This is a genomic window from Aromatoleum aromaticum EbN1, assembly GCF_000025965.1.
Classification (GTDB): domain Bacteria; phylum Pseudomonadota; class Gammaproteobacteria; order Burkholderiales; family Rhodocyclaceae; genus Aromatoleum; species Aromatoleum aromaticum.
This window is the reverse complement of record NC_006513.1, coordinates 1,355,394-1,370,370: the sequence shown is the minus strand read 5'-3', so window position 1 is coordinate 1,370,370 and position 14,977 is coordinate 1,355,394. Positions and strand designations below refer to the sequence as shown.

Sequence of the window (14,977 nt, the reverse complement as noted above, 5' to 3'; positions counted from 1 at the left end):
GCTCGCGCATGAGCCCCGGCATCTACATCATCGACGGCGCCCGCACGCCGTTCCTCAAGGCGAGGAACGGCCCCGGACCGTTCGCCGCGTCGGACCTCGCGACCGCCGCCGGCACGGCGCTGCTCGTGCGCCAGACGTTCGCGCCCGACGAACTTGACGAAGTGATCCTCGGCTGCGCAAGCCCGTCGCCGGACGAAGTCAATATCGGCCGCGTCGTCGCGCTGCGGCTCGGCTGCGGCCACAAGGTGCCGGGCTGGACCGTCATGAGGAACTGCGCGTCCGGCATGCAGGCGCTGGATTCGGCGATGATGAACATCCGCACCGGCCGCTCGGGCCTCGTGCTCGCGGGCGGCGTCGACGCGCTATCCCGCGCGCCGCTGCTGTTTTCCGACGCGATGGTGCGCTGGCTGTCGGGATGGTACGCGGCGAAGACGGTCGGTCGGAAAGCAGCTGCGCTGCACAGCTTCCGCCCGGCCGATCTCGCGCCGGTGCTCGGCATCATGAAAGGGCTGACCGATCCGGTCGTCGGCCAGCTGATGGGGCAGACGGCGGAGAACCTCGCGCACCGCTTCGGCATTTCGCGCGCCGCGATGGACGAATACGCGGTGCGCAGCCACCGCCGCGTCGCTGCGGCGCAGGATGGCGGGCATCTCGGCGAGATCGTGCCGCTGATCGATCGCGACGGCATGCTGTACAAGGACGACGACGGCGTGCGGCGCGATTCGTCCGTCGACAAGCTGGCCAAGCTCAAGCCGTTCTTCGACCGCAAGTACGGCCGCGTCACCGCCGGCAACAGCTCGCAGATCACCGATGGCGCGGCGTGGCTGATCCTCGCGTCCGAAGAGGCGGTGCAGCGCCGCGGCCTGACACCGGTCGGGCGCATCGTCGATTGCGAATGGGCAGCGCTCGATCCGGCGCAGATGGGGCTCGGCCCGGTGCATGCGGCAACACCGCTGCTCGCGCGGCATGGACTCGGGCTGAACGACCTGGACGCGTGGGAGATCAACGAAGCGTTCGCTGCGCAGGTCATCGCGTGCCTGTGTGCCTGGGATGACGCCGACTACTGCCGGGACGAGCTCGGCCTCGACGCTCCGCTCGGCCGCCTCGACGAGGAGCGCCTGAACGTCGATGGTGGCGCGATCGCCATTGGCCATCCGGTCGGCGCGAGTGGCGCGCGCATCGTGCTGCATCTCGTGCAGCGGCTGCGCCGCGACAATCTCGCGCGTGGTATCGCGAGCATCTGCATCGGCGGCGGACAGGGTGGCGCGATGCTCGTGGAGACGGTGTGATGGGGGCGCACTACGAACATCTGCGCCTCGTGCGCGACGAGGGAGATGGAGAGGGGGCCGGGGACGGCGTCGCGTGGCTGCATCTGGACTGTCGCGACGCGGCGACGAATACGCTGTCGCGCGCGGTGCTCGACGAACTCGCGGCCGTGTTCGCCGCGCTCGAAGCGCAGCCGCCGAAAGGGCTCGTCATCGCGTCGGCGAAACCCGCCGGTTTCATCGCCGGAGCCGATATCGAGGAATTCACGCGCCTCGACTCGCCGCAGGCAGCGCGCGATCTGGTCGGCCGTGGCTGGGAGCTCTTCAACCGGCTCGTGCGCCTGCGCTTTCCGACGCTCGCGCTGATTCGCGGCCATTGCCTCGGCGGCGGGCTGGAACTCGCGCTCGCGTGCCGCTACCGCGTCGTCGTCGACGAGCCTGCGACGAAGCTCGCGCTGCCCGAAGTGATGCTCGGCATCGTGCCCGCGTGGGGCGGCATGAAGCGGCTGCCGGAGACGATCGGCGCACCGGCGGCGCTCGACCTGATGTTGACCGGAAAGAGCGTCGACGCGCGCCGCGCGAAGCAGCTCGGGCTCGCCGACGAGTGCGTGCCGCCGCGCGTCATGGAGAACGCCGCGCGCATGCTCGTGCTGTCCCGCCAGCGGCGGCGAAAGCCGCCCCTCGCGTTGCGGCTGATGAACGGTCCGCTGAAGTCGGTCGTCGCCGACCGGGCGAGGAAGCAGGTCGCCTCGAAGGCGCCGCGCGAGCATTACCCGGCGCCGTACGCGATCGTGGACATCTGGCAGCGTTTCGGCGGCAACGCGCTGGCGGTGCCGGCCGGCCATCCGGCGTCGCTCGAAGCGATCTTGCGCTCGCCGACGGCGAAGAACCTCATCCGCGTTTTCTTCCTGCAGGAGCGGCTGAAAGGTTTCGGCAAGAGTGATGACAACAGCGGGGACCTCGCGCCGCGCCGTGTGCATGTCGTCGGCGCCGGCGTCATGGGGGGCGACATCGCGGCGGTGTGCGCGCTCGCGGGCATGACGGTGACGCTGCAGGATCAGGCCGTCGAGCGCATCGCGCCGGCCGTCGGCCGCGCCGCGAAGCTCTTCGAGCGCAAGCTGCGCGGCGACACGGCGACGAAAGCGCGGCAGGTGCGCTTCGCCCTCGACCGGCTGATCCCGGACCCGCACGGCCATGGCGCGCGGCGCGCCGATGTCGTCATCGAGGCGATCTTCGAGAATCTCGACGCGAAGCGCGCGCTGTTCGCACAGCTCGAGCGCCGCGCCAGACCCGACGCCGTGCTCGCGACGAACACGTCGAGCCTGCGCATCGAGGACATCGGCGCGGAACTCGCGAACCCGGCGCGCCTCGTCGGCATCCATTTCTTCAACCCGGTCGCGCAGATGCCGCTCGTCGAAGTCGTCGCCGGCGAGGCGTCGGATGCCGACGCGCTCTACCGCGCCGCGGCGTTCGTCCGCCGCCTCGACAAGCTGCCGCTGCCGGTCCGCAGCGCGCCGGGCTTCCTCGTCAACGCGGTGCTCGGGCCATACATGCTCGAAGCGCTGCGCTGCGTCGAGGAAGGCGTCGCGCCGGAAGCCGTCGACGCGGCGCTGGTCGCGTTCGGCATGCCGATGGGACCCGTCGAGCTCGTTGACACGGTCGGACTCGATATCGCGCTCGCCGCCGGCAGGGCGCTCGGCGGGGGCGCAGTCGCAGTGCCGAAACGGCTCGCGGAGCTCGTCGCCGCCGGCCATCTCGGCAGGAAGTCCGGCCAGGGCTATTACCGCTGGAGCGACGGCAAGGCGCAGAAAACCCCGGTCGACACTGTCCCCGCGGGGCTCGCCGCGCGCATCGTCGCACCGCTCCTCGCCGCGACGCGACGATGCGTCGATGAAGGCGTCGTCGCCGATGCGGATCTCGCCGATGCCGGCGTGATCTTCGGCACCGGCTTCGCGCCTTTCACCGGCGGCCCGCTGCACTATCTGGCGTCCGTCGGGGAAAAACCGCTCGACGCGGCATCGGCGCGCCGGGATGATGCTATCGTTTCGGCCCGATGAATTCCTGGAAAACGAGCTGATGTCCGATGTTTCAACGACCCCGGTGAAATTGCCGAAGAACCGCCAGCCGGCGCTGCGGGTGATGCCGATGCCGGGGGACCTCAACCCCGCCGGCGACGTATTCGGTGGCTGGATCATGTCGATGGTCGATATCGCGGGCGGCATCGCCGCGCACTACCGCGCGCGCGGCCGCTGTGCGACGGTCGCGGTCAACGCCTTCACGTTCAAGCAGCCGGTTTCGGTCGGCGACCTGGTCAGCTTTTATGCCGACGTGGTGTCGGTCGGGCGCACGTCGATCACCGTCGATGTCCAGGTGTTCGCCGAGCGCAATCCCGAGAGCCTGTTCGTCGTGAAAGTCACCGAGGCGAAGCTGACCTACGTGGCGCTCGACGACCACGGCAACAAGCGACCGGTTCCGCCGGCCGAATGAGCGACACCGGGCAGCCCGGCGGCTTCGCGAATGCAGTGCTAGACTTGCTGATGGCATGACAAGGAGGCGACACACCCATGCATACGACGATGATTGCCCGGGCAGTCCCGGCGGCGCTGCTGACGATGGCGTCCGGCCTGGCCTCGGCTGCCGGTTTCCAGCTGATGGAGCAGAACGCCAGCGGACTCGGCAACGCCTACGCGGGCTCCGCGGCGGTCGCCGAGAACGCCGCGACGATCTTCTTCAATCCGGCCGGCATGACGCAGCTGCAGGCGCGCGAAGCGTCGTTCGGCGTGACGGCGGTGCGGCCGAGCTTCGAGTTCAGCGACAAGGGCTCGCAAAGCGGTGTGCTCAGGGGCGAAGGCGACGACGCGGGCGGGTGGGAGGCGTTGCCGAACGCCTACCTGTCGTGGGCGCTGAACAAGGACCTGTATGTCGGTGTCGGCCTCGGTGCCCCGTTCGGCCTCGTCACGGATTACGACGAGTCGTGGGTCGGTGGCGCCCAGTCGCTGAACTTCGAGATCAAGACTTACAACATCAACCCGTCGATCGCGTACCGCGTCAATGACAAGCTTTCGCTCGGTGCCGGCCTGAACTGGCAGCGCGCCGAAGCCGAGTACGAGCGCATCGCCGCGGTCGCGCCCGGCCTCGCCACGACATTCGCGACGCTCGACGTCGACTCCGATGCGTGGGGCTGGAACATCGGCGTGCTGTTCACGCCGTCGCCGTCGATGAAAATCGGTGTCTCGTACCGATCGAGAATCGAGCACGAGCTCGAAGGCGACCTGAAGCTCAAGGGGACGCTCGCGGGCCGGGTGCCGCAGACGAGCAACGGCAAGGCCCGCGCCGATGTCGATCTGCCCGACACGCTGATCATGAGCGTCGCGCAGAAGATCGACGAGCGCTGGGAAATGCTCGGCGACCTGTCGTGGACGGGCTGGAGCAGCATCAGGAAAGTCGATATCGACCGCCGCTCGGGGCCGCTGTCGGGCGTCACGGTGCAGACGCTCGACACCGATTATCGCGACAGCTGGCGCGTCGCGCTCGGCGCGAACTACAAGCTCAACGACGCATGGAAGCTGAAGTTCGGCGTCGCCTACGACCAGGCGCCGGTGAGGAGCCGGGACCGCCGGCTCGTCGCGCTGCCGGACAACGATCGCACCTGGTATGCGCTCGGCGCGCAGTGGAAAGCGACGAAGACGACGACGCTCGATGTCGGCGGCGCTTATCTCTACGTGCGCGACACGAAGATCGACAACGACCAGAGCGCGGCAGGACGCGGGCGCGTGACCGGCGAATACGAGACCGACGTCTGGCTCTTCGGCGCGCAGTACTCGATGGCGTTCTGATCGCCGCGGCGAACACCGGGGGTGTGCTTCGCCCCCGCGCAGTGCCGGCCCGGGCCGGCCGGTTCCACTGAAACGATGGCGGGATTTCCCCTCGTGCATCGGCCCGTTCCGGGCCGGTCATTCGGGGCGAGCCAGGATCTGGAGAACTCGCATGAGCAAGCTGATCATCCGCAAGGTCGCCGTCCTCGGCGCCGGCGTCATGGGGGCACAGATCGCGGCGCATTGCGCGAACGCCGATGTGCCGGTCGTGCTGTTCGACCTGCCGGCGAAGGACGGTCCGCCGAACCGCGTCGTCGACCGCGCGATCGGCGGCCTGACAAAGCTCGACCCGGCGCCGCTCGCGGCTGCGGTCCGCGCCAGCCATATCGACGCCGCGAACTACGACAGCGACCTCGAACGGCTGCGTGACTGCGATCTCGTCATCGAGGCGATCGCCGAGAAGCTCGAATGGAAGCGCGACCTGTACGCGAAAGCCGCGCCGTATCTGCGACCGGACGCGATCTTCGCATCGAACACGTCGGGCCTGTCGATCGCGACGCTTGCCGAAGGGCTGCCCGAAGCGCTGCGGTCGCGCTTCTGCGGCGTGCATTTCTTCAACCCGCCGCGCTACATGGCGCTCGTCGAGCTGATCCCGGCGCCCGCGACCGACCCATTGATGCTCGACGCGCTCGAAGCGTGGCTGGTGACGCGGCTCGGCAAGTCGATCGTGCGTGCGAAGGACACGCCGAACTTCGTCGCGAACCGGGTCGGCGTGTTCTCGATCCTCGCGGTGATGCACCACACCACGCGGCTCGGCCTCGGCTTCGACGAAGTCGACGCGCTGACCGGCCCGTTGATCGGCCGGCCGAAAAGCGCGACTTACCGCACCGCGGACGTCGTCGGTCTCGACACGCTCGCGCACGTCATCGACACGATGGGCGAGACGCTGCCTGATGACCCGTGGCACGGGTACTTCAAGCAGCCGGACTGGCTGCAGGCGCTGATCGCGAAAGGTGCGCTCGGGCAGAAGACGCGCGCCGGCATCTACCGCAAGGACGGCAAGAAGATCCTCGTGCTCGACCGGAAGACGGGCGACTACCGCCCGAGCCGCGGCGATATCGTGTCGGAAGTCGCGACCGCGCTGCAAACGCTGAACACGGCCGAGAAGTTCGCGTGGCTCGGCGCGAGCGGGCTGCCCGAGGCGCAGTTCCTGTGGGCGATCTTCCGCGACCTGTTCCATTACTGCGCAGTGCATCTCGAGGAGATCGCCGACAGCGCGCGCGACATCGACCTGGCAATGCGCTGGGGTTTCGGCTGGACGCGCGGACCGTTCGAGACCTGGCAGGCCGCGGGCTGGGCGGACGTCGCGAAAGCGATCCAGATGGACATCGACGCCGGCCGCGCAATGGCGAAAGAGCCGCTGCCGGCGTGGGTGTTTCTGCGCGGGAGTGTGCATGAGGCGGCGGGCTCGTATTCCGCACGCGACAACGTCCTCAAGGCGCGCCCGACGCTGCCGGTCTATCGCCGCCAGCTCTACCCCGACGCGCTGCTCGGCGAAGCGCCGGCCGACCGCGGCGAGACGCTGTGGGAGAACGGCGACGACGCGAGCGGCGTGCGGCTGTGGACGCGCCCGGACGTCGACGCGCGCATCGGCATTCTGTCGTTCAAGGCGAAGCTGCACGCGATCGGCGACGAAGTCATCGACGGCATGCTCGAAGCGATTGCGCGCGCCGAGACGGATCTCGACGGCGTCGTGCTGTGGCACGACGCGCCGTTCGCAGTCGGCGCAAACCTGCAGCAGGTCGCCGAAGCGTGCAAGGCCGGCGAGTTCGGGCTCCTGGATGGCAAGGTCGCGAAGTTCCAGCAGGTGTCGATGGCGATCCGCCACGCGCAGGTGCCGGTCGTCGCCGCAGTCGAGGGGATGGCGCTCGGCGGCGGCTGCGAGTTCGCGATGCATGCGGCGCACCGCGTGCTCGCGCTCGAGAGCTACGTCGGGCTCGTCGAAGCCGGCGTCGGCCTGATTCCGGCCGGCGGCGGCAGCAAGGAATTCGCGCTGCAGGCGCACCGGCGCGCGCAGCACGCCGCGGGGCGCGACGTGTTCCCGTTCATCCAGCAGAGCTTCCAGACGATCGCGATGGCAACCGTCGCGAAAAGCGCGCTCGAGGCGGTGCAACTCGGCTTCGCGCAACCTTCGGACGATGTCGTGATGCATGCGCGCGAACTGCTCTACGTCGCGATTGCTCGCGCGCGGGCGATGTTTGAGGCCGGCTGGCGCCCGCCGCTGGTCAACCGCGCGGTGACGGTCGCGGGGCGCAACGGCATCGCGACCTGCGAGCTGATGCTCGTCAACATGGCCGAAGGCGGCTTCATCTCGGAACACGACTACAAGGTCGCGAAGGCGGCGGCGACTGCGCTGTGCGGCGGCGAAGTCGAGTCCAACGCGCAGGTCGGCGAGCAGTGGATCCTCGACGTCGAGCGTGCGCTGTTCGTCGAGCTGCTGAAAACCGAAAAAACACAGCAGCGCATCGCGCACCTGCTCGAGACGGGCAAGCCGCTGCGCAACTGAGAGGGGGACGACATGACCAGACAAGTCCAGGACGCCTACATCGTCGCCGCGACGCGCACCCCTGTCGGCCGGCGCAACGGCATGTTCGCGCACGTGCGGCCCGACGACCTGCTCGCGCACGTGCTGTCGGCCGTCGTCGGCAAAGTGCGGGGGCTCGACGCGCACGAGATCGCGGACGTCATCGTCGGCTGCGCGATGCCCGAGGCCGAGCAGGGCATGAACGTCGCGCGCATCGGCCTCTTGCTCGCCGGGCTGCCGGACAACGTGCCCGGTATCACGATCAACCGCTTCTGCGCGTCCGGGCTGCAGGCGGTCGCGGACGCCGCAGCGCGCATCCGCCTCGGTGAAGCCGATGTGATCATTGCCGCCGGCACCGAGTCGATGAGCGTGATGCCGCAGATCATGGGCAACAAGGTCAGCCTGAACCCGGCGATCTTCGCGAACCGCGACAACGTCGGCATTGCGTTCGGCATGGGGCTGACTGCCGAGAAGGTCGCGCAGCAGTGGAAAGTCAGCCGCGAAGACCAGGATCTTTTCGCACTGCATTCGAACCAGCGCGCGTCCGCGGCGATCGCCGGCGGGCATTTCCGTGCCGAAATCACGCCTTATACGGTCCGCACGCATCTGCCCGGCGACGGGGGAGCGGTGCGCGTCGTCGAGCGCGTTTGCGACACCGACGAAGGACCGCGGCCGGACGCATCGCTCGACGCGCTGGCGAAGCTCAAACCGGTATTCGCCGCACGCGGCTCGGTCACCGCCGGCAACAGCTCGCAGATGTCCGACGGCGCGGGCGCAGTGCTGCTGATGAGCGACGCGGCGCTGAAACGCTACGGTGCTACGCCGATCGCCCGTTTCGTCAGCTATTCGGTCGCCGGCGTGCCGCCCCAGATCATGGGCATCGGCCCGGTCGAAGCGATTCCGCGCGCGCTCGCCGCGGGTGGCGTGAGTCTCGCCGACGTCGGCTGGATCGAACTCAACGAAGCGTTCGCCGCGCAGTCGTTGGCAGTGATCCGCGAGCTCGGGCTCGACCCGGCGCGAGTCAACCCGTTCGGCGGCGCGATCGCGCTCGGCCACCCGCTCGGCGCGACCGGCGCCATCCGCACCGCGACCGTGATGAGCGCGATGCAGCGCGATCCGAAGCTGCGCTATGCGATGGTGACGATGTGCGTCGGCACCGGCATGGGCGCAGCGGGAGTGTTCGAGCGGGTGTAGACTTTCCGCCCCTTTTACCCGATATGTCGCGTGCCGCGGCCAGAAACCCCCGGCCCGCGAGCGCCTGTCCTGGAGATTCAACCCGATGGCCGATACCGTACTGCTCGACGTCTCGAACCGCGTCGCCACGCTCACGCTCAACCGCCCTGCGCAGCTCAACGCCTTGTCGATCGAGATGATGCAGGACCTGCTGGGTGTCGTGCGGGAGTTGCGCGATCTCAAAGATGTCGACGTCGTCGTCATCGTCGGCGCGGGTGATCATTTCATGGCAGGAGGCGACCTGAAGGACTTCGCGACGCAGTTCCACCTCGCCCCGCAGGCGCGCATGGTGGCTTTCCGCGCGATCATCGAGAAGCACATCAACCCGGCCGTCGAGATCCTCCAGTCGCTGCACCAGCCCGTCATCGCGAAAGTTCGCGGCGCGTGCGCCGGCTTCGGCCTGTCGCTGATGCTCGGCTGCGATCTGGCGCTGTGCGCCGACAGCGCCAAATTCACGACCGCGTATTCATCGATCGGCCTCGCGGCCGACGGCGGCCTGACGTATTTCCTGCCGCGCGTCGTCGGCAGCCGCAAGGCGCTGGAACTGCTGCTGCTCGCCGAGCGTTTCGATGCGGCCGAAGCGTTGCGCCTCGGCCTCGTCAACCGCGTGCTGCCGCCCGCCGAACTCGACGGCGAGACCGACAAGCTCGTCGCCCGGCTGCAGGCAGGCCCGCGCGAAGCCTATGGCGAAATCAAGCGCCTCGTCGCGAGCTCGTACGACGCCCAGATCGAATCGCAACTGGAGAGCGAAGCCGAAGCGTTCGGCCGCTGCAGCGCCACCGACGACTTCGTCGAAGGCATCACCGCTTTCCTCGAAAAGCGCAAGCCCGCGTTCCGCGGGATGTGACGGGTTCGGCCGCGGGTCGAGCGGCGCGGGTTGCTGCAGCTTCACGTGCCGAGCAATCGGCGAGCCAGCACCGACTGCATGTCCCGGCGGCCGTCGACGATCAGGTAAACGACGACTTGGCTGCCCGTGACGCGGTAAATCACCCGGTAAGGCTTGAACGCGGTTTGCCGGTACTCCTTGATGCCCAGCGGCACCAACTCCTTCGGGTAGCTGCCTCGCTCGGGGAACTGTGCGAGGCTTTCCACGACTTCCAGCAGCTGGTCGAGCACGTAGTTTGCGTTCGCCAGGCAGTCGAACTCGGTGATGTAGTCGTGAATCGATTCCAGGTCCTGCTCTGCCCCCTGGGTGAGCAGCACTTCGTACCTGGTCGGCGTGCCGGCCATCAGCCTGTTGCACGCTTGCCGCGCAGGCGAGCTACGACCTCGGTCACGGGTTTGACACGACCGGCTTCCACGTCCTGATTACCGAGCGCCAGGAGCTTCAGCAGCGCCAGGGTTTCCTGGGTCTCCTCAAACGAGGCGACGTCCTGCAGAACGGCCTTGGCTTCCCCGTTCTGCGTGATGACCAGGGGCTGCCGCTGCTCGGCAAGCTGCGCCAGCACCTCGGCGGCGTTGGCCTTGAGGTAGCTGATGGGTTTGACTTGAGATGAGTAGCGCATGGACGTGCCCCGATACCGAATAAGAAGACTTAATTTAGTCTTTTTACGGTCTCGTCGCAACGTCAAAGCAAGCCGCCCATGTCCCCCGTAATAGAGGTGCCGCCGGCCTGGTGTCCGTCATTTGCCACCGGCAATGCTTCATTCGCGGCCGCTCTTTCCCAGCAGGGCTCCGGCCGCCAGGCCCAGCGCAAGGGCGCCGTATATCAGCGCCAGAGATTGCCCGGACAGCCGTTTTTCATAGCCCGGCGTAAAGCGCTTGGGTACCAAGTAGTAATCCGTGACGTACGCCCCGGCCGCGACGGCCGCTCCACGTGCCGATCGCCTGGCACTCCTGAATAGCGGCTCAACCCTTGGAGCCTGACGAACCGAAGCCCGAACGACGAACGGCAGCACGGGCCGTAGACCGACGTCCATAACGCCTCGTCGCGTTCGACCGCCTGGGTGTGAAGTCGTAGGTGCCCGCCGGCGCGCGTCAATGCAGCGTCCCCTGTGAGCCGCCCGATCCCGGCAGCCTGACCACGGCCTCGGCGAGCGATCCGTCCGGGCTGCGCCACAACAGGCGTCCGCTTGTCGCGAGGCAACGTAGTCGCCACGCGAAGAACACGTCGCCGAGGAACTCGTCGCATTCCCACTGCGCCGCGCCGATCACCTGATCGGCCGCTTGCCAGTCGTCATCGCACTGGGTGAGCAGCAAAGCGTCGTAGAAGTCGTCGCCGTGGTGGGTGATGCGACCGTCCGTCCAGCGCCGCACGCCGGACGGGACGCTGCGGTTACGCTGCCATTCGCCGGCGAGCCGCGCGATCTCCCCGCCATCGAGGGCGCGCATGCGCGCAAGCAGTTCTCCAAGATCGCCCGGGTCGAACTGGGTCACCGCGCGCCGGCCGCCCGAAGCAGCGCCCGGGTCGACGGCCTCGACAAGGCGGACATCCGCGGCCTGCGGCGAAAACGTCGCGCACAGACGCTGTAGCCACAATTGCGACGAGCTGTGCGCGCCGGTCCAGATGAACACCGTGCCGTGGCGCGCAGCGTCGGCCGCGTGCGCGTAACGCGTCTCCTCCTCGTCGAATTCGGTGACCCCAGGCGGCGCGTCGGGCAGCAGCTGAGCCCAGTAACGTGCGCGGCTTGCCGGGCCGTCAGCGGTACCGAGCGCGCCAAGGGGGCCGATGCAGTAGATGTCTCGAAAGCGCAGGATCGGCGCCGCCGCCGGCATGCCTGCCGTCATCGCGTCGCGCAGCACACCCGCTGCAGCGTCGCCGAGCACCAGATGGGTCGCCTCGTCTGTCATCGCCTGTCTTCCGGAATGCGACAGCCCCGCACTCAGCCGTCTGCCGCAGGATCGTACGGCAGCACGCGCTCCTGCTCGTCGGCGTCGTTGCGAGCGATAATCGCACGGGCGGGTTCGGTGCTGCTGAGGTTGAACGCCTGATGCGGCACGTCGGGCGGGATGAACAGGAAATCGCCGGCCTCACTGACGACCGACTGGTGCAGGCCCGGCCCATAACGTGTTTCGACGCGCCCCTCGAGCACGTAGATCGCGGTCTCGAAATCCTGGTGGCTGTGCGCCTGGGCGACGCCTCCGGGCGGAATCACGACGATATGCATCGACAGCCCCTTGCTGCCGGCGGTCGCGGCGGAAATGCCGAGGAAGTACGGAAGGCGCTGGTGGGTGAGGACCTCGCGGTCGGGGCGGACGGCGACGAGTTCCGCGGCGGGGCGGGGGGCGGCGGAGGCTCCGGCTGGGCGGTCGGGTTCGCTGGACATTGCGGGGCTCCTTGCGCGATTCGGGCTGCTCGGGGTCGGGATCAGGGATAGCGCACCGGGGGCGGGCGATTGTCCGGCAGCGGGATGAGTTCGCTCTCGCCCGGCACCGGCGCGAAGCGGCCGGCGCGCCAGTCGGCCTTCGCCTGCTCGATGCGCTCGCGCGAACTCGACACGAAGTTCCACCACACGTGGCGCGGCCCGTCGAGCGGTTCGCCGCCGAGCAGCATCAGCCGCGTCGCCGACGACGCCGTGATGACGACTTCGGCGCCGCGCCGCAGGACCAGCAGCTGGCCTGCCGAATGCGTCACGCCGTCGATGATGACGGAACCCGCGACGATGTACGCCGCGCGCTCGGCGTGCTCGATCGGCACCTGCAGGCGCGCCGGCGGGGCGAGCGTGACGTCGGCGTAGAACAGCGGCGAATGCGTCGCGACCGGGGAGCGCGCGCCGAAAGCTTCGCCGGCGATCAGCCGGACGCTCAGGCCCGGCGCGTCGATGACCGGCAGTTCCGCCGCGCCGTGGTGCGCGAACGCGGGTTCGCTGTCCTCGTCGCGCTCCGGCAACGCGACCCACGCCTGCAGCCCGGCGAGGCGCGAGCCGGACGGGCGCAGTTCGGGCGGTGTGCGTTCGGAATGCACGATGCCGCGTCCCGCAGTCATCCAGTTCAGCTCGCCCGGCCGGATCGGCTGCACATTGCCCAGGCTGTCGCGGTGCAGGATCTCGCCGTCGAAGAGATAAGTCACCGTCGCGAGGCCGATGTGTGGATGCGGCCGGACGTCGAGGCCGCTGCCCGCGGCAAGCTCCACCGGCCCCATCTGGTCGAGAAAGACGAACGGCCCGACCATGCGCCGCCGCACCGACGGCAGCGCGCGCATCACCTTGAAGCCGCCGCCCAGATCGCTTGCGTGCGGCACGACGACGGTTTCGACGGACAGCGGGTCGTGTGGGGATGTCGATGCATTCGGGTTCATCTGCCCTCCTCGACATGAGATGACGATGCGGCAATGCGGCCATAGGGGCGCGGGGCCGGCGCTGCTGGGTGGCGCGTGTTCCGCGCGTTCGTGCCAGTCCCTGTAGAAGACCCATGCCTGCCGCGTGTGGTTCGTGCGATCGGCAGCCTGAAACCCTGGTGGCACGCTGGCCCCGTCATTGCCGCAGTTGAACGTGGCCGATCCGTTGACTACGCTGGCCTAACGGCAGGAGTGCCCTGCCATCCTGTCTTTCCCATGACGGAGCGCTGCGACATGAAAGTTCAGATCATTTTCTACAGCATGTACGGTCACATCTTCCGCATGGCGGAAGCGGTCGCGGAAGGCGCGCGAAGCGTTGCCGGGGCCGAAGTCGGCCTGTTCCGCGTTCCCGAACTGGTGCCCGACGAAGTGCTCGAGAAATCCGGGGCGAAGACGGCGCAGCAGGCGTTCGCGCACGTGCCGGTGGCGAAGACCGAGCAGCTCCCCGAAGCCGACGCGATCATCTTCGGCACGCCGACGCGCTTCGGCAACATGTGCGCGCAGATGCGCAACTTCCTCGACCAGACGGGCGGGCTGTGGATGAAGGGGAGCCTGGTCGGCAAGGTGGGCAGCGTATTCACCAGCACCGCGACGCAGCATGGCGGGCAGGAGAGCACGATCCTGTCGACGCACATCACGCTGCTGCACCAGGGCATGGTCCTCGTCGGCCTGCCTTACACCGAGAAGCGGCAGATGGGAATGGACGAGATCCTCGGCGGCTCGCCGTATGGGGCGGCGACGATCGCCGGCGGCGACGGCAGCCGCATGCCCAGCCAGACCGAAATCGAGATGGCGAAATTCCAGGGCCGCCATGTTGCCGAGATCGCGAGCGCACTGGTGCGGGGCAGGGCGGCCTGACGACAACGCTCGCGGACAGAACATCGTCGACTCGCCGTGCGGATTCGCGACTTCCGGGCCCGGTTCGCAGCCGCCTTCGCGGGAGCGGGTTTGCGGAAGTTGGTGCGTGAACGCCACAATTCTCGCCATGGCGTTCAGCGCGACAAGCGCAGCGCGAGCAGCCCCAGCCATTCGTGCGCCGCGTACCAGCCGGCATAGGCCGAGGTCGCGCTCGGCAGCGCGGTCAGCACCTGGTCGTTCGCGTCGTGCCTGCCGAGCCAGGCGGTCGGCGCGGCGATCACCTCGATGCCGCGAGCCTCGAACTCGGCCCGGGCGCGCCGCATGTGCGCGGCGTGCGTGACGAGCAGCACACGGCGCACGCCGGCCGCTTTGAGCAGCGGCGCGGAAAATTCCGCGTTCTGCCCGGTGTCGAGCGAGCTCGCCTCGACCCAGCGCGGGATAATGCCGAAGTCCGTTTCGAGCGCGGCCTTCATCAGCTCGCCTTCCGGGCGCTCGCCGGTCGGCGCTCCGCCGCTGACGAGCACCGGCAGGCGCAGTCCGTGCGCGAGGCGCGCGCCGTAGCGCAGCCGTTCGAGCGTCAGCCGGTTCACGGTTTCGCCGCCGTATTCGGGCGCATGGCGCCGCTTGCCGCCGCCGACGATGACGATCGCCTCGGCGGGGCGGGCGGAGGTCGCCGTCAGGGGCGGATCGGTCTCCAGCCCGGCGAGCATCCAGCCGACGGTGGCGGGCCAGACGAGCAGCAGCGCTGCGGCGAGCCCCGCCCACGCGAGCGCCAGGCCGGTGCGGCGCCAGCGCTGGATGAGCAGCAGGCCGAGTCCGATGAGCAGCAGCGGGGCGAGCGGCGGCAGCATGAAGGCCGAAACGAGTTTCTTCAACCAGAAGAGTGGCATCAGCGCGGGGTCGAAAGTCATATGAATCGGCAGTTGCGTCGTTGCAGGGGGATGAG

General features: G+C 68.6%; 15 protein-coding genes. 8 read left to right on the top strand and 7 right to left on the bottom strand.

Annotation, left to right across the window (positions count from 1 at the left end; all coding sequences use genetic code 11):
• Positions 1 to 8: 8 nt before the first annotated feature.
• From EBN1_RS06480 to EBN1_RS06450, 7 genes are all read left to right on the top strand, one after another.
• A complete protein-coding gene (locus EBN1_RS06480; RefSeq protein ID WP_011237130.1) occupies positions 9 to 1,289 on the top strand; it encodes an acetyl-CoA C-acetyltransferase in 1,281 nt (426 codons plus the stop codon).
• Positions 1,289 to 3,322, top strand: a complete 2,034-nt coding sequence (locus EBN1_RS06475; protein ID WP_041645920.1) for a 3-hydroxyacyl-CoA dehydrogenase NAD-binding domain-containing protein — start codon at positions 1,289 to 1,291, stop codon at positions 3,320 to 3,322. The genes EBN1_RS06480 and EBN1_RS06475 overlap by 1 nt, the downstream gene beginning before the upstream one ends.
• A gap of 19 nt (positions 3,323 to 3,341) precedes the next feature.
• Positions 3,342 to 3,752, top strand: a complete 411-nt coding sequence (locus EBN1_RS06470) for an acyl-CoA thioesterase (RefSeq protein WP_011237128.1) — start codon at positions 3,342 to 3,344, stop codon at positions 3,750 to 3,752.
• 77 nt (positions 3,753 to 3,829) lie between these two features.
• Positions 3,830 to 5,101 (top strand): OmpP1/FadL family transporter, encoded by a 1,272-nt coding sequence (locus tag EBN1_RS06465; protein ID WP_011237127.1) that lies wholly within the window; start codon positions 3,830 to 3,832, stop codon positions 5,099 to 5,101.
• Between the two features lie 151 nt (positions 5,102 to 5,252).
• Positions 5,253 to 7,646 (top strand): 3-hydroxyacyl-CoA dehydrogenase/enoyl-CoA hydratase family protein, encoded by a 2,394-nt coding sequence (locus EBN1_RS06460; RefSeq protein ID WP_011237126.1) that lies wholly within the window; start codon positions 5,253 to 5,255, stop codon positions 7,644 to 7,646.
• 12 nt (positions 7,647 to 7,658) lie between these two features.
• Positions 7,659 to 8,858 carry an acetyl-CoA C-acyltransferase gene (locus EBN1_RS06455; protein WP_011237125.1) on the top strand — a complete coding sequence of 400 codons (1,200 nt, stop codon included), beginning with the start codon at positions 7,659 to 7,661 and terminating at the stop codon, positions 8,856 to 8,858.
• Between the two features lie 85 nt (positions 8,859 to 8,943).
• Positions 8,944 to 9,744, top strand: coding sequence for an enoyl-CoA hydratase/isomerase family protein (locus tag EBN1_RS06450; protein ID WP_011237124.1), 801 nt, complete (start codon positions 8,944 to 8,946; stop codon positions 9,742 to 9,744).
• Positions 9,745 to 9,785: 41 nt separating this feature from the next.
• On the opposite strand, the gene EBN1_RS06445 is transcribed toward EBN1_RS06450, so the two are convergent.
• The 6 genes from EBN1_RS06445 to EBN1_RS06420 all read right to left on the bottom strand — a co-directional run bounded on the left by EBN1_RS06445 (position 9,786) and on the right by EBN1_RS06420 (position 13,134).
• Positions 9,786 to 10,127: a type II toxin-antitoxin system RelE/ParE family toxin gene (locus EBN1_RS06445; RefSeq protein WP_041645918.1), complete on the bottom strand. Its 342-nt coding sequence runs from the start codon at positions 10,125 to 10,127 to the stop codon at positions 9,786 to 9,788.
• The gene (locus EBN1_RS06440; protein WP_011237122.1) at positions 10,127 to 10,402 is read right to left on the bottom strand and encodes a type II toxin-antitoxin system Phd/YefM family antitoxin; all 276 of its coding nucleotides are present in this window, start codon (positions 10,400 to 10,402) and stop codon (positions 10,127 to 10,129) included. The genes EBN1_RS06445 and EBN1_RS06440 overlap by 1 nt, the downstream gene beginning before the upstream one ends.
• Before the next feature lie 138 nt (positions 10,403 to 10,540).
• Positions 10,541 to 10,669: a hypothetical protein gene (locus tag EBN1_RS06435; RefSeq protein WP_277813122.1), complete on the bottom strand. Its 129-nt coding sequence runs from the start codon at positions 10,667 to 10,669 to the stop codon at positions 10,541 to 10,543.
• A 205-nt stretch (positions 10,670 to 10,874) separates the two neighbouring features.
• Positions 10,875 to 11,687: a DUF1835 domain-containing protein gene (locus tag EBN1_RS06430; RefSeq protein WP_041645916.1), complete on the bottom strand. Its 813-nt coding sequence runs from the start codon at positions 11,685 to 11,687 to the stop codon at positions 10,875 to 10,877.
• 32 nt (positions 11,688 to 11,719) lie between these two features.
• Positions 11,720 to 12,163 carry a cupin domain-containing protein gene (locus EBN1_RS06425; protein WP_011237119.1) on the bottom strand — a complete coding sequence of 148 codons (444 nt, stop codon included), beginning with the start codon at positions 12,161 to 12,163 and terminating at the stop codon, positions 11,720 to 11,722.
• A 41-nt stretch (positions 12,164 to 12,204) separates the two neighbouring features.
• Positions 12,205 to 13,134 carry a pirin family protein gene (locus EBN1_RS06420; RefSeq protein WP_011237118.1) on the bottom strand — a complete coding sequence of 310 codons (930 nt, stop codon included), beginning with the start codon at positions 13,132 to 13,134 and terminating at the stop codon, positions 12,205 to 12,207.
• A 273-nt stretch (positions 13,135 to 13,407) separates the two neighbouring features.
• Here EBN1_RS06420 and wrbA point away from each other — a divergent pair, with 273 nt between their 5' ends.
• Complete coding sequence (gene wrbA / locus EBN1_RS06415; protein ID WP_011237117.1) at positions 13,408 to 14,031, top strand: NAD(P)H:quinone oxidoreductase; 624 nt, start codon at positions 13,408 to 13,410, stop codon at positions 14,029 to 14,031.
• A gap of 134 nt (positions 14,032 to 14,165) precedes the next feature.
• Here the strand turns inward: wrbA and EBN1_RS06410 are convergent, their stop codons facing one another.
• Positions 14,166 to 14,942: a YdcF family protein gene (locus EBN1_RS06410; RefSeq protein WP_011237116.1), complete on the bottom strand. Its 777-nt coding sequence runs from the start codon at positions 14,940 to 14,942 to the stop codon at positions 14,166 to 14,168.
• Between the last annotated feature and the right edge of the window lie 35 nt (positions 14,943 to 14,977).

What these genes read in the sequence shown, in the direction of transcription:
- EBN1_RS06480 (WP_011237130.1), top strand. Translation starts at nt 9, where the DNA reads ATGAGCCCCGGCATCTACATCATCGACGGCGCCCGCACGCCGTTCCTC.
- EBN1_RS06475 (WP_041645920.1), top strand. Translation starts at nt 1,289, where the DNA reads ATGGGGGCGCACTACGAACATCTGCGCCTCGTGCGCGACGAGGGAGAT.
- EBN1_RS06470 (WP_011237128.1), top strand. Translation starts at nt 3,342, where the DNA reads ATGTCCGATGTTTCAACGACCCCGGTGAAATTGCCGAAGAACCGCCAG.
- EBN1_RS06465 (WP_011237127.1), top strand. Translation starts at nt 3,830, where the DNA reads ATGCATACGACGATGATTGCCCGGGCAGTCCCGGCGGCGCTGCTGACG.
- EBN1_RS06460 (WP_011237126.1), top strand. Translation starts at nt 5,253, where the DNA reads ATGAGCAAGCTGATCATCCGCAAGGTCGCCGTCCTCGGCGCCGGCGTC.
- EBN1_RS06455 (WP_011237125.1), top strand. Translation starts at nt 7,659, where the DNA reads ATGACCAGACAAGTCCAGGACGCCTACATCGTCGCCGCGACGCGCACC.
- EBN1_RS06450 (WP_011237124.1), top strand. Translation starts at nt 8,944, where the DNA reads ATGGCCGATACCGTACTGCTCGACGTCTCGAACCGCGTCGCCACGCTC.
- EBN1_RS06445 (WP_041645918.1), bottom strand. Translation starts at nt 10,127, where the DNA reads ATGGCCGGCACGCCGACCAGGTACGAAGTGCTGCTCACCCAGGGGGCA.
- EBN1_RS06440 (WP_011237122.1), bottom strand. Translation starts at nt 10,402, where the DNA reads ATGCGCTACTCATCTCAAGTCAAACCCATCAGCTACCTCAAGGCCAAC.
- EBN1_RS06430 (WP_041645916.1), bottom strand. Translation starts at nt 11,687, where the DNA reads ATGACAGACGAGGCGACCCATCTGGTGCTCGGCGACGCTGCAGCGGGT.
- EBN1_RS06425 (WP_011237119.1), bottom strand. Translation starts at nt 12,163, where the DNA reads ATGTCCAGCGAACCCGACCGCCCAGCCGGAGCCTCCGCCGCCCCCCGC.
- EBN1_RS06420 (WP_011237118.1), bottom strand. Translation starts at nt 13,134, where the DNA reads ATGAACCCGAATGCATCGACATCCCCACACGACCCGCTGTCCGTCGAA.
- wrbA (WP_011237117.1), top strand. Translation starts at nt 13,408, where the DNA reads ATGAAAGTTCAGATCATTTTCTACAGCATGTACGGTCACATCTTCCGC.
- EBN1_RS06410 (WP_011237116.1), bottom strand. Translation starts at nt 14,942, where the DNA reads ATGACTTTCGACCCCGCGCTGATGCCACTCTTCTGGTTGAAGAAACTC.